Source organism: Salinivibrio kushneri (assembly GCF_027286325.1).
In the GTDB taxonomy this organism is placed as follows: Bacteria; Pseudomonadota; Gammaproteobacteria; order Enterobacterales; family Vibrionaceae; genus Salinivibrio; species Salinivibrio kushneri_A.
Window position 1 is genome coordinate 1,033,536 of the sequence record NZ_CP114588.1, and the last position, 13,590, is coordinate 1,047,125.

Annotated in this window: 11 protein-coding genes; 8 read left to right on the forward strand and 3 right to left on the reverse strand. The window is 52.8% G+C overall.

The window, feature by feature from the left end:
• Positions 1-14: 14 nt before the first annotated feature.
• The 6 genes from pspB to N8M53_RS05040 all read left to right on the forward strand — a co-directional run bounded on the left by pspB (position 15) and on the right by N8M53_RS05040 (position 5,571).
• On the forward strand, positions 15-245 hold the full coding sequence (pspB, locus tag N8M53_RS05015; protein ID WP_077770864.1) for an envelope stress response membrane protein PspB: 231 nt from the start codon (positions 15-17) through the stop codon (positions 243-245).
• A complete protein-coding gene (pspC, locus tag N8M53_RS05020) occupies positions 242-631 on the forward strand; it encodes an envelope stress response membrane protein PspC (RefSeq protein ID WP_269579702.1) in 390 nt (129 codons plus the stop codon). Before pspB ends, pspC begins: the two co-directional genes overlap by 4 nt.
• A 50-nt stretch (positions 632-681) precedes the next feature.
• Entirely contained in the window at positions 682-2,073 is a 1,392-nt protein-coding gene (locus N8M53_RS05025) for a YcjX family protein (RefSeq protein ID WP_269579703.1), read from the forward strand.
• Positions 2,074-2,084: 11 nt separating this feature from the next.
• Complete coding sequence (locus N8M53_RS05030; protein ID WP_269579704.1) at positions 2,085-3,107, forward strand: YcjF family protein; 1,023 nt, start codon at positions 2,085-2,087, stop codon at positions 3,105-3,107.
• Between the two features lie 318 nt (positions 3,108-3,425).
• Positions 3,426-4,967, forward strand: coding sequence for a transcriptional regulator TyrR (gene tyrR, locus N8M53_RS05035; protein ID WP_269579705.1), 1,542 nt, complete (start codon positions 3,426-3,428; stop codon positions 4,965-4,967).
• Positions 4,948-5,571 carry a GNAT family N-acetyltransferase gene (locus N8M53_RS05040; RefSeq protein ID WP_269579706.1) on the forward strand — a complete coding sequence of 208 codons (624 nt, stop codon included), beginning with the start codon at positions 4,948-4,950 and terminating at the stop codon, positions 5,569-5,571. Before tyrR ends, N8M53_RS05040 begins: the two co-directional genes overlap by 20 nt.
• Positions 5,572-5,703: 132 nt before the next feature.
• Here N8M53_RS05040 and pyk read toward each other — a convergent pair whose 3' ends face one another.
• A complete protein-coding gene (gene pyk, locus N8M53_RS05045) occupies positions 5,704-7,149 on the reverse strand; it encodes a pyruvate kinase (RefSeq protein ID WP_269579707.1) in 1,446 nt (481 codons plus the stop codon).
• Between the two features lie 158 nt (positions 7,150-7,307).
• Complete coding sequence (locus N8M53_RS05050) at positions 7,308-8,162, reverse strand: MurR/RpiR family transcriptional regulator (protein ID WP_046073477.1); 855 nt, start codon at positions 8,160-8,162, stop codon at positions 7,308-7,310.
• Between the two features lie 324 nt (positions 8,163-8,486).
• Here N8M53_RS05050 and N8M53_RS05055 point away from each other — a divergent pair, with 324 nt between their 5' ends.
• Positions 8,487-9,341: an NAD(P)H-binding protein gene (locus tag N8M53_RS05055; protein ID WP_269579708.1), complete on the forward strand. Its 855-nt coding sequence runs from the start codon at positions 8,487-8,489 to the stop codon at positions 9,339-9,341.
• 316 nt (positions 9,342-9,657) lie between these two features.
• Here N8M53_RS05055 and N8M53_RS05060 read toward each other — a convergent pair whose 3' ends face one another.
• Positions 9,658-12,378, reverse strand: a complete 2,721-nt coding sequence (locus tag N8M53_RS05060; RefSeq protein ID WP_269579709.1) for a DUF2339 domain-containing protein — start codon at positions 12,376-12,378, stop codon at positions 9,658-9,660.
• A 498-nt stretch (positions 12,379-12,876) separates the two neighbouring features.
• Here N8M53_RS05060 and N8M53_RS05065 point away from each other — a divergent pair, with 498 nt between their 5' ends.
• Positions 12,877-13,563 carry a TetR/AcrR family transcriptional regulator gene (locus N8M53_RS05065; RefSeq protein ID WP_269579710.1) on the forward strand — a complete coding sequence of 229 codons (687 nt, stop codon included), beginning with the start codon at positions 12,877-12,879 and terminating at the stop codon, positions 13,561-13,563.
• Positions 13,564-13,590: the final 27 nt, after the last annotated feature.

Below are 13,590 nucleotides of genomic sequence, written 5' to 3' on the forward strand. Positions count from 1 at the left end.
CACAAGGAGCGGACATGTCATCACTATTTCTCGGTTTCCCACTGGCGATTTTTCTGCTGTTTGTCGCCCCGCTGTGGCTGTTCTTGCATTACCGCAGCAAGCGTCAGGTGGCGCAAGGCCTAAGTGGGCAAGATTACGAGACCTTACAACAGCTGGCGCAACGTGCAGAAAAGCTGCAATCACGCGTAGATAACCTAGAGCGCTTACTCGATGCTGAGGCGCCACATTGGAGGCAGCGCGCATGAGTGGAACCTTGTACAGAGACCCAGAAAATGGCCGCATCGCCGGTGTGTGCGCTGGGCTTGCCAATCACTTTGGTATGGAAACCTGGTTGGTACGTATACTGACGGTCTCGGCTTTCTTGCTCGGTTTTGGTTTTTTTGTGGTGGTTGCCTACATCGCCGCGGTATTGATCCTGGATAAAAAGCCGCCAGAGGTAAACGCGGAGCCAAGTGCGGCGCAGCATGAGCATCAAGTCAAGCAAAAGCCGTGGCAGTCAGGAAAGTCAGCGAGCCAATTGATTGCCGATCTCGACCGTGAGTTTAGCCAAATGGAAGATAAAGTGACGCACATGGAAGCGTATGTGACCTCATCGACCTTTAACGTCGACCAAGCCTTCAAAAAACTCTAACCTCGCTGCCCCTGTCGGGCAGCTTGGCCAACTAGGAGCGCTATTAAGCTATGCCATCAGTGAAAAGGCGAGTGAAGCAGTGGGTGAGCCGTGGGGCTGACCGTCATGTTCGCCTCGCGGTAACCGGTCTTTCTCGTGCGGGTAAAACCGCTTTTATTACTTCTCTCATTAATCAACTGACGCATTTGGGCACCGAGCCGAATTTACCGCTGATGTCATTGGTGCAACAGGGGCGGGGGCTGGGTGCCCGTCGTGAACCCCACCCGCACATGCACCTGCCAGCGTTTGATTACGACAGTGCCATGCAAGCGCTTCATCAAACCCCGCCGGAATGGCCGTCACCGACACGTGATGTCAGTGAAGTACGCCTCGCGGTGCGTTATCGACCCCAGTCGGCGGCACTGAGAGCAATCAATGAAATGGCCACGCTATATGTGGATATCGTCGATTATCCGGGAGAGTGGCTGCTCGATTTACCCTTGTTAAGTCACACCTACTCGCAATGGTCAGCGAAACAAGCTGGGCTACTCACCGGTCGCCGGGGCGAACTGGCTTCCACCTGGACAACCAAAGCAGCGGCGCTTGACCCATTTGCCCCAGCTGATGAAAAAATGCTGGCGGAAATTGCCGAAGACTACACCGCGTTTTTGCATCAGTGTAAAGCACACGGGGGCTTGCACTGGGTGCAGCCAGGTCGATTTGTACTTCCTGGTGAGCTCGCGGGCGCGCCTGTGGTGCAGTTCTTCCCATGGGTTGGTCGTCAAGATGAACAAGACCTAGCCAAAGCCGGAAAAGAGTCGAATTACGGCGTGCTAAAAGCGCGCTACGACTATTATTGCGAGCACGTGGTCGCCAAGTTCTACCGCGAGCACTTTGCCAAAATAGACCGGCAAGTGATCCTAGTGGATACGTTGCAGCCCCTGAATGCGGGGCCGGCGGCATTTCATGATATGCGTCTTGCCGTTGAGCAGCTGATGCAAAGCTTTAAATATGGCAAATCAGGGCTGATGAAACGGCTATTTTCACCGCGGATTGATAAGGTGTTGTTTGCAGCGACCAAAGCCGATCACGTTACGCCGGAACAACACCCGAACATGGTGAGCTTGCTGCAACAAATCGTTCATCAGGCGTGGCAGCAGGCGGCGTTTGAGGGCATTGATATGCGTTGCCAAAGTGTTGCTGCGATTGAAGCCACCACACCAGGTTATGTCTCGGTAAAAGGAGAAAACCAGAGTGCGCTAAAAGGCTTTCTTGCAGACAACTCTCCGGTGACTCTATACCCTGGTGATGTGCCGGCGCAGCTCCCTGACGAGGCATTTTGGCAAGCACAAGGGTTTGACTTTCCTTCTTTCCGTCCTCAGCAAGCGCCACTGGATGCGCCGTTGCCTCATATTCGTATGGATAAGGCACTGGATTACTTGCTGGGTGATAAATTTCGATAAGTGAGAGCGCGATGACGCAATACAAGCCAAAGCAAACTTTCGCACAGGATGTGGACGTAGAACGCGATACGGAAAGCCGAATACAACAAGGTATTCAGTTCCAATCGGAAACCGATTTTACTCCTGCGCCGAGTGAAGAGTGGGATGCGGAACTTGAAGCGACCCTAATGCCAACACCACGTAAACGTCGCCGCGTGTGGCCGTTTTTGCTATTGGTGACCGTATTACTCGCGGTGTGGCAATCAGCGGACAGCGTGTACCAAAGCTGGCTAGCGCGAGATTGGCTGAGCCTAGGTTGGCAAGGCCTGCTAGTCGCGTTTGCCACCACTGGGCTGGTGATGCTAGGCAAAGAGTGGCGGGCGATGCGCCGCTTGGTTGAGCGTGAAGCCGTAAGAGAACAAGCAGAGCAGCTGCTAAGCAGTGATGCGGTGGGGCAAGGAGAACGGTTTTGTCAGCAATTGGCTGAGCAAACCGGGCAGTCGCAAACGACAGCCTTTGCCAACTGGCAGCAGCAATTGGCGGCCACGCATAATGACAGTGAAATTCTGAGCCTCTATGAGCAGCAAGTGCTCAGCGCGCAAGATAGAGCGGCGCGTACCTTGGTGACCAAGCACGCGCAAGAGGCGGCACTCATGGTGGCGGTCAGCCCGCTGGCGGTAGCGGATATGCTGCTGGTGGCGTGGCGCAATTTTCACTTGATGACGCGTATCGCGCAGATTTACGGCATTCAGCTGGGCGTCAAAGCGCGTTTTCGCCTACTAAAAATGGTGCTCACTAACATGGCGCTGGCGGGTGCCAGTGAGGCGATGACCGACGTGGGGTTTGATGTGCTGTCGGTGAATATTGCGGGTCGAGTATCAGGCCGTGTTGCCCAAGGGCTAGGTATTGGCCTGCTCACCGCGCGGTTAGGGCTAAAAACCATGACATTGATGCGACCATTGCCGTGGCACGGTCAAGCGGCACCCAGCCTGTCGCAGCTTCGCCGTGAGCTAATCAAACGCCTGGCGGGCAAGCGCCAACAAGACGCGTCATAATCCACGCCAGCAGCGTGGCTGGGAGGTAAGTCCACCAGTCACGCTCATATTCATTGAATAATCAGTAAGTTAATTGCGTGTTCTCTGTGCTACAAACGTGACGGCGTAAGGCAAAAATCGCATCAGGGCTTGACTGTTCCCCCCAACCCGCTCAAACTCCGCTTCAGTGTCAACTTATCCTGACAGCTAATGCAGCGCATGCAGCCGCGACGATGAATGCTTCAGTAACCCGTTGAAGCGGGCAGAGTTTTAGGGTACTCATCGCAAAAAGGCTTGCTGCCGGTATTGGGTATCACTGTCAAGTTACAGGAATCCATTATGAGACTGAAAGTCTGTTGTGAAGATAGGATCGGGCTTACCCGCGAACTCCTCGATATTCTGGTGCGCCGCGACATCGACTTACGGGGTATTGAAATCGACCAGGTCGGGATCATATACCTCAACTGTCCGGAAATTGAATTCGACGCCTTTAGCCAGTTGATGTCAGAAATCCGACTGATTTCTGGGGTCACCGACGTACGCAAAGTACAGTTCTTGCCGGCTGAGCGTGAACATAAAGAGTTGCGCGCCTTGGTCGAAAGCCTCACCGATCCAGTGGTGTCGATTAACCTCGATGGTTACATCGATATGGCCAATAAAGCGGCGCAAGACTTGATTGGCTCGAGCGAACACCAACTTATCGATGAACATGCCAACAGCGTGTTTCCTGACTTTCAGTTTGCTCATTGGCTAGAAAAAGAAGAGGCCAGCCAAAGCTGCCGTATGGTGGTGATGGCCGGGCTCGACTTCCTGATGGAAGTGATGCCTGTGCATATTAATGATGAAAGTGAGCAACCCGTGTTGGTGAGCGCGGTGGTACAGCTCAAGCAGGTGGCGATGAATAACACGCCACAAACCGTGTTCCGTACCCCGAGCGATCATGGCTTTGATCACCTTGTTGGCCAGTCCAACAAGTTTAAACAGCTCATTAGCCAGGCGAAAAAGTTGGCGATGTTGGATGCGCCGCTGTTAGTGCAAGGCGAAACAGGCACGGGCAAAGAAATGATAGCGCGTGCCTGCCACCGTCACTCCTTGCGCGCGGATAAGCCCTTCCTACTTGTTAACTGCGTGTCTATGCCAGATAACGCTGCCGAGACCGAATTGTTCGGCATGGCGGCAGCTGAAGAGGGCGGTAGCGCCAAAAAAGGAATCTTAGAGCAAGCGGATGGCGGCACCGTGTTTTTATACGAAGTGGGCGAAATGAGTCGCCACTTACAAGTGAAGCTGTTGCGCTTTATGCAAGACGGAACCTTCCGTCGTGTCGGCGAAGAACGCGAGATGCAGGTGGATGTGCGTGTCATTTGTTCGACCCAGAAAAACTTGCCCGAGCTGGTGGCCGCGCATCAGTTCCGTGAAGATCTCTTCTATCGTCTTAATGTGTTATCGCTAACAGTGCCACCACTTAGAGAGCGAACGGCCGATGTGATGCCACTGGCGGAGTTGTTTATCAAACAATTTGCCGCCGACTTAGGGCAATCCAAGCCGCGTATCGACGAAGCATTGGCTGATTATCTGACGCATTACGCGTGGCCGGGTAATATTCGCCAGTTACGCAATGTGTTGCTTCATGCGATGACGCAAATCGATGCAGAAGTGATGACCATCGATGACGTTCAACTGCCCGAGATCGAAAACACCCAGTTTATGAGTGAAGAGTCGATGGATGGCTCATTGGATGAAATCATGAAGCGTTATGAATCGGGGATTTTACACAACCTGTATCGAAGCTATCCTTCAACGCGCAAGCTGGCCAAGCGATTGGATGTCTCGCACACCGCAATAGCTAACAAACTGCGCGACTATGGGATTGGTAAAAAGTAAACCGATGCAGGAAGCCAGTATGTACCAGCCGTCAGTAAGCCACTTCCCGTGTTTGTCCGTTGATGAGCTGCGCATTGATGCCATCAGCCACGAAGACGTAACCCGGGTGGTGCAGTACTTTCAGCGCAATCGCGATTTTCTCGCTCCTTGGGAGCCTGAACGTGCGGCGGGCTTTTACACCGAACAAGGGTGGAAACGGCGGGTATTGCAACTGATGGAGCTACAAAAGCATCAGCTGGCGTATTACTTTTTGATTGCCAAGCAAGACTCACCTCAGGTGCTAGGGGTGATCTCATATACCAGCATCATGCAATATCCGTCTCATTCGTGCACCGTGGGCTATTCGCTTGATGAAGCGGCGCAAGGACAAGGGATCATGCGTCGGGCGCTTGCCGCGACTAATCAGTGGCTTTTCGATAACGTTCACATCCATCGTGTGTGCGCTTCCTACATGCCATGTAATCAGCGTAGTGCCAAGGTGTTGGAGGCGGTCGGCTTTGAACATGAGGGGCGAGCGCGCGATTATTTGTTGATCAATGGCCAATGGGAGGATCACCTCTTAATGGCGCATATCAACCCGCACTGGCAACCTAAACCAGCCTGACCTGCGAGCGTCTCACTGTGGCAGTAGTAGCCCTCAACGACAAATACAAAAGGCGACCCAGTTAGGTCGCCTTTTGCTTTCTAGTGTGCGCTTTGTCCGCGCGTTATTTACATTGCAGACGTGAGAGCACGATTATTTCACTGTCAGCACACGCATGGTGTTGGTAGAGCCAATCACTTCCATCTGATCGCCTTGGGTCATGATCACCTGGTCTCCCTCGGCCAAAAAGCCACCTTCTTTTAAGGTTTGTAGGGCGCGCTCTGCCACTTGCAGGCCGGCACCGCTGTCACTGTCAAAATACACCGGCGTAACACCACGATAGAGGGCGGCGCGGTTAAGCGTGTGTTCATGACGAGATAACGCAAAAATGGGCTTACCGGATGAGATGCGTGACATCATCAAGGCCGTACGGCCAGATTCGGTCAGTGACACCATGGCTTTCACCCCTTGCATATGGTTCGCCGCATACATGGTGGCCATAGAGACTGTTTCTTCTTGGCTATCAAACTGACGGTCGAGACGGTGGTTTGAGATATTGACCGACGGCATCTTCTCAGCACCGATACAGACTTCGGCCATTGAGCGTACCGTCTCCAGTGGATACTGACCCGCGGCTGTTTCTGCTGATAGCATCACCGCATCGGTACCATCGAGCACGGCATTGGCCACGTCCATGACCTCTGCACGGGTGGGCATTGGTGCGGTTATCATTGATTCCATCATCTGGGTGGCAGTGATCACCAAACGGTTCATGCTGCGGGCGCGGCGAATGAGTTGCTTTTGTACCCCAACCAACTCTGGGTCGCCAATCTCTACGCCAAGATCACCGCGCGCGACCATCACCACGTCAGACGCTTCAATAATGTCATCAATACTTTCATCACTGACCACGGTTTCGGCGCGTTCGACTTTGGCCACCAAACGCGCATCCAAGCCAGCGTCGCGCGCTAAAGAGCGGGCATAGTGCATATCTTGGCCGTTGCGCGGGAAGGAAATCGCTAAGAAGTCGACGCCAATTTTGGCGGCAGTCAGAATGTCTTGCTTGTCTTTTTCGGTCAGCGCAGGGGCAGACAGGCCACCGCCTTTTTTGTTGATCCCTTTATTGTTGGAGAGCTTACCGCCTACCGTGACTTCGGTATGCACTTTGGCCCCTTCAACCGCCAGTACCTTGAGCTGTACGCGGCCATCATCGAGCAGCAGAATATCGCCATTGGTGACGTCTTGAGGCAGGGCCTTATAATCAAGGCCGACTGCGTCTTGGTCGCCCATGCCAGGCGAGAGCTCGCCATCTAACGTGAATTTATCACCCACCGCCAAGGTAATTGCGCCATCTTTAAAGGTAGAAACACGGATTTTAGGGCCTTGTAAATCACCCAAAATACCCACGTGACGGCCAAGTTTCGCTGCAATTGCGCGCACTTGTTCGGCGCGTTTAATGTGGTCTTCCGCACTGCCGTGAGAGAAGTTAAGGCGAACGACGTTAGCACCGGCGGCAATAATCGATTCCAATACACTGTCTTTGTCGGTGGCAGGCCCTAGGGTGGTAACAATCTTCGTTCTTCTCAGTTTTGCAGACATGATTAACTCCTATATACAGGGTGATGTTTTAAGGGATAAAGCAGAGAGGGCAACATCACCGCCAAGTCGTGGATTCGACGAGGTGCTGACACCAGTGTAGCGCATCAAAAACGTCGAAAAGATGACACAAAAAAGGAGTGCCAACGCACTCCTTTTAGTTAGGTCAGGGATTCTTTATGAAAGCGTGAATCACGAATCGCTTCTTTGACACGCTTCAAGTTATCTCTAAATCCAGGCCCACGGCGAAGCGTGAAACCTGTCGCCAGCACATCGATCACCGTCATTTGCACGACACGGCTGGCCATTGGCATGTATTCATCGGTATCTTCTGGCACGTCGAGCTGAATGGTATGTGAACACACTTTATCTAGCGGCGAGTCGCGCTGGGTGATGCCAATAACAGTGGCACCGTTTTCGCGCGCTAAGTTAGCGACATCAACCAAACTTTTGGTACGCCCTGTGTGTGAAATCATCACCACCACATCACCGTCATTACAGTTAATACAGCTCATCCGTTGCATCACGATGTCGTTAAAGCACACCACTGGAATGTTAAACCGGAAGAACTTGTTTTGCGCGTCATGCGCCACCGATGCCGAGGCGCCCAGCCCGAAAAAGGCGATTTTTTTCGCTTGGGTTAGCATGTCGACTGCGCGGTTAATTTGGTGCGTGTCGATGCTGTTTTTCGCCACATCCAAACAGGCCATGGTTGACTCAAAAATCTTTGCCGTGTAAGCATCCGCACCATCGTTCTCTTCAACGTTGCGGTTCACATACGGGGTGCCGTTGGCCAAGCTTTGTGCCAAGTGAAGTTTAAAGTCCGGGAAGCCTTTGGTGTCTAGGCGACGACAAAAACGGTTAACCGTTGGCTCACTCACATCAGCCATCTTTGCCAAAGTCGCAATACTCGAGTGAATAGCGGTTTGAGGAGAGGCGACAATGATTTCAGCAACTTTTCTTTCAGATTTGCTGAAGTTTTCAAGATTTTTTTGTATTTTTTCCAGAGTATTCATCTGAGTTACCGCTTACGTTCAAGACCGAAGTTAAAAAACTGTCGCTCGATGGGAGCGAGCATCAATGAAGTGTTAAGTGCGTCATTCACCACGGCTTTTGACTGCCGTTTAGTAACAGATAGTCTATCGTCTCGCGGATTGTAATGACATTATTATGACTATCTGAGCATAAAAACTTTGTCACCATTCACGCTTTTAGTTATTTCCTTACATAATTAAGGAATATATTTACAGCGCGAAATAAATAAATGGTCAAAAATCAGCCGAAATGGGAAGTGTTAACCATTACATTGAAAAATAATTACGTAATCATAAGGAGCGCGTGTGTCAGGATTGAAAGTCGGAATTTGTGGATGTGGTTGGTTGGGTCAACCGCTGGCGTCACACCTACTTGGCGCTGGACACCACGTGGTGGGGACCAAACGTGAGCCAGCCTCGGCGCAAGCTTTGAGCGAGACGCTGGCGACCACCGTGGTGCCGTTTGATGTGATGTCGCCAGATTACCATCAGGCTGCCCCATTGCTTGAGGCTGACATCGTGGTGATCAATATCGCGGCGGGGCGTCGCCACGCCGATTTTGATTTATACCGCGATGCCATGTGCGCGTTTATCGACCGCCTGGCCCAAGCAGGTGTTGAGCATGTGCTCTTTATCAGCACCACCTCTGTATACGGGGAGCTTCAAGGGCAGGTGACCGAGCACACTGCGACCGCCGCCACCACGGCGTCAGGCAAAGCACACGAACATATCGAAGCGCATCTGCGCGAAACGTATGGAGAGAAAGGAACAATCATGCGGCTCGCGGGGTTGATTGGCGGTACGCGTCATCCTTCAACCATGCTCGCGGGTCGACAAGGCTTATCAGGCGGCAATGAGCCGGTAAACTTGATCCACCGCAGTGACGTGATGGCGGCGATCAGTGCGATTATTCATCAGCGTCAATGGGGTCATACCTTTCATCTGTGCGCGGAACTACACCCAGCGAAAAGTGTGTACTACGGCTGGGCAGCGCGTGAAATGGGTTTGACACCGCCTGAGTATCAGCCAAGTGCTGGCGATGGTAAATGGATTGATGCCTCGCAGACGCTGGCGCAACTAGGGCTGAACTTACGCTATGCCTCACCGTATCAAATGATCGCCGACGGTCAGGTGACTTCGGACGACCCGGCCCCAAAATAAAAAAAGCCCACACAAGGTGGGCAAAAATAAAGGTAGAGACAAACAAACTCTAAAGTAAGTAGAAAAAGCAGCAGCAGGTCGGAAAGAAAGATGAATCATGCTCCCTCACGTTCTGAGGGGGATAAGGCATTTCTTACCGATGCACCCATTAGGACTGGGCGAATTTAAAGAAGTTCCTACAAATTAAAAAAAGTCGCGATTTTTATTCAATAGGCGACACAGGTGTGATGTTTGTCTCATAAATGGCGGCAATTTATGCCGCCATCTCACTCTATTGCAACACAGGTTGGTGGCCTGGCGTGTCACCGACGTCGGACTAGGCGGCCCATTGCCGTTGCTTGAGCCATTGGAACAATCCACCCAACGCCACCAAGCAAAGCCCAAGGCCAATAAAGGACAATGCTCGCATCAGTCCCTCTAAGCTTGCCATATCAACCAGGAACACTTTCAGGATCACTAGCGCCAACACCGCCATTGCGCCCTGCTGCATGCGTACCGATTGCTGCCAGTAGCCACCGAGCAAGCTCAAACTCCCTATTGCCAACCATACTAATGAGTAGGTATACAGCTCTGCATGTGAGGTTAGTTGTGCCAGGGCAATGGTATCGCCTTGCCAAGCCTGACGGATCAAACCGTTAACCAGCAAAAAACCAAACACCGCGGCACAGGTGCTGGCCGCTGTTTGCACTCGGGCTTTTGGCACGGGGAGCGATGGATACCCCCATTTCGCCAACCACACGCAAGCCAGTAAGGGAACACCCCACCAAGGCCAGAGCAAACTGGTAAGTGGCGAGTCTCCAATCGAGACCGTCTCAATGTAAGGATTATGCTCGAAAAAGAGAACAAACTGGATGAGTGTACTTAAGGTTAAGAGGGCGATCCCTCCGATACGGTACAAAAACGCGAACGTCTGCGCGGCGCGAGCACGATAAAGATACACACACGCCAATAATAACCAGTTCATGCTCATGACCACTGCGCCCGAAACCGAGTGCATCACGCTGGTCAGTCCTTGAAGATCACAGAGCCACAGTGATGCACTGGTTAGCCACAGCGCAGCGAGTTGCAGTTGCGCGCCAGTGAGCCAAGCGGGCAGTGTGTGGTTTTGTACCCAGCGCTGACCAACATAAATCAACAGCCCAAGCGACGGATAAAGCCATAACGTGTCTGGCAGTGATGTCATATGATGGGTGGCGAGCAATAACAAGGTCGCGCGTGCGAGCACCACGCTGATCAGTGCTTTGATCACCCAATTGGCGAGCGCTATCCGGTATTGATGGGTAAGCCAAAGCATCATCACGGCTTGCGCGGTCAACGCCAAGGTTAGGGCGTAATCGCTCAGCAGCAACGTTAACGCGAGCGCCAGGTGGGCATTGACGCCACACCACAGGCTCAATCGTGCCAGAACATGGGCCTGATCGTTACCTTTAAAATGACGCGTATAGGCCGCTAACACCGCGCCACCACCGGCGAGGCAAGCTGCCCATAACGATGCGCTAGAGGCGTACGCAAGCGTTCCCCCCCAAAACGCGCCTGTGACCATTGCGTTGAGGCTCACCATAAAGGGCGTGGCCAGGCACGCTAGCCAGATAAAATGGATACGTTGTGGTGACCGTTTACCTAGGGCTAAGCCATAGAGCAGGGTAATGACACCCATCCCCAAGCCAACCTGTTGGGCAAGCGGGTCGCGGGCAAGATCACCGAACCATAACCAGAGAGCGACCCAAGCTAAGCCCAGCACCGGCCACGCATCCCAGCGAGCGGAGAAAAGCGGCGCGAGATAAAGCCATGCCACCAACGCGGCCACCAATGGCACCCCGACCGTGAGCGGTAAAGAAAACGCTGCGGTGGAGGCAATAAACATAATCGCCAGCATCAGCCAAGTGTCGAGTGCGTGATGGTGCCAAGTTCGAATATCGACAAGGGTACGCCAAGACAGTGGCGCATCAGATGTTGGTTTAAGCAACCAACCTAATTTGGGTACGGCAATCAGCACGTAGACCGAGCCGACAGCAAACCCGGTGACGATAAGCAATGGCACCGAAAAATGGGCAAAAGCAAACAGCCAAGCAAGGTGCATCCCCCACAAGCTATACCATAGCCATCGGCGCTCGACGCGCTGAGCCACATAGGTGATGGCGGCAGCGACGAGTAAGAAATAACAGGCGAGCAACTCGTAGCTGGGGGTGGCACTGGTAGAGAACAATGGCGCGCCATACGCACCGATGAGCCCGACCACGGTCAGTAACGGACCAAATCTAAGCCCGTAGAAGGTCGCAGCGAGTGAGATCAGCGCCAGCATCACAACGGCCACTGGCTCGGAAATAAACTGATAGGGCGTCGCTGCCATCAAGGTCAGGCCAAACAAGCTGATAAAGCCCGCACTCGCAATGGCCGCGGGGACATAGCTCGGCCAATCAATTTGCGTATAACGGCGCAACTTATCGTGCAGCCATTCACTGCCAATAATTAAGCCGACGCCAAACAGCGCTCCCAAGCCAAGACGGGCCAGAGGAGGAAAATAACCTTCGCTGATCAGATAGGAAACTAAGAAAAGTCCGCCGAGGGTAAAAATACCGGCGCCACTCCAAACCAGCCACTGTTGTTTCGCGCGTTCAAGCCAAGCGAGACGATGACGGTTATCGCCTGATGGTTGCGCGTCAGAGGCAGTATGGGCAGCGTTGATGGCGACCGGCTCTGCATCACTGGGCTCTGTGTTAGATGGCGCATGCCGGGTCGATGTGGTGAGCGCTTCCTGCGTTAATGGGTGGCTATCACTCGATAGCATAGCAGCGTCTGTATCGCGGCCAGACTCAGCCGGCTCCGTATCAGCTTCAGCCGTGTGGTTGGCATGAGTAGACGTCGGCATCGCGTCAGCGTGCGCGGCCATTTGCGATTGTAACTGGGAAAGGGTATGGCGCACCTCCGAGAGCTCTCGGTTGAGTGCGTTAACTTTGAATAGGGCCGAGAGGCCACAAATGCCACCAATGAGCATCACCAAACTGGCGACAAACACCAAGAGGAGTAAGGATTCCATATCGCGTAATCAAGCCCGTTGTCACTAAATGCGTGCACACTGTACAGCGAGGCAGAATGAATTGGCGTAATGGCGACAAGAAAAGTCAAAACTTGGGAGCAAGTGCATAAAAAAGCCCACAAGCAAGTGGCGAGTGGGCATAGAAGAAAAGTCTTCTAGAAAAAGCAGTGGCACAAGGTGTGACTACCAGAAATGCGAATGGGTTCCCACTTTTGTTCAAAAAAAGCGCAGCCATGGCTGGGGCAGTGCCTGAGCGGGTTGCTTAGCCATTTTTATTCAACGCGTTACATAGTCAGCCAAGCGTGCAAAACGTCATCATTATTTACCAAACAATATACGGTCACTCTGCAAACGCTGGTGTAAAGCCACCCGATGTCTGTCTCGGTGAAATCACTCAATAATGTGATGTTACTCATGCGATGCGTGTGTGTTTCAGGCTTGTTAAAATTCATGTCTGGGTATAAAGTTAAACAAGCGTTTAATACAGGTGAATGAACAATGGCAGGACGAGGCGACACCAAAGCAAAAATTCTGGATGCCGCGGAGCAGCTCTTCGCCGAGCACGGGTTTAAAGAAACGTCATTACGCACGATTACCAGCAAGGCTGGCGTCAACCTTGCCTCAGTGAACTATCACTTTGGCGACAAAAAGTCACTGGTGCGGGCGGTGCTCGGACGCTACCTCGAAGCGTTTATGCCAGCGCTCGGTGAGCAGCTACAAGCGCTCTTAGTACGACCAGATTGCACGATGGAGCAAGTATTCTCATGCGCAAAACAGCCAGTACTTGCGCTTGACGCGTATCGGCCACATGGCGCAGCCACCTTTATGCAGCTGATTGGCCGCGGTTATACCGATGTACAAGGCCATTTACGTTGGTTTATCACCACCCGTTACGAACACGTACTGTCGCTGTTTAACCAAGCGGTGCGCAAAGCCAGCCCCGCACTGACGTCTGAGGCGGTGTTTTGGCATTTACACTTCACCCTCGGGGCGGCGATTTTCACCATGGCGTCTAGCGAAGCGTTGCGTGATATTGCCGAAAACGATTTTGGTCGCACCCTCGATACCGAAGCGATCGTTGACCGCTTAATTCCGTATCTAGCAGCAGGGATGAACGCCAAGCCAGCAGCAATGGCACAGCAGGGGCAAGTGCTCGCCTTCGCGACGGAGTCACAAGCGGAGTAGGGCAATCAAAACACATCAAGCGAGGAT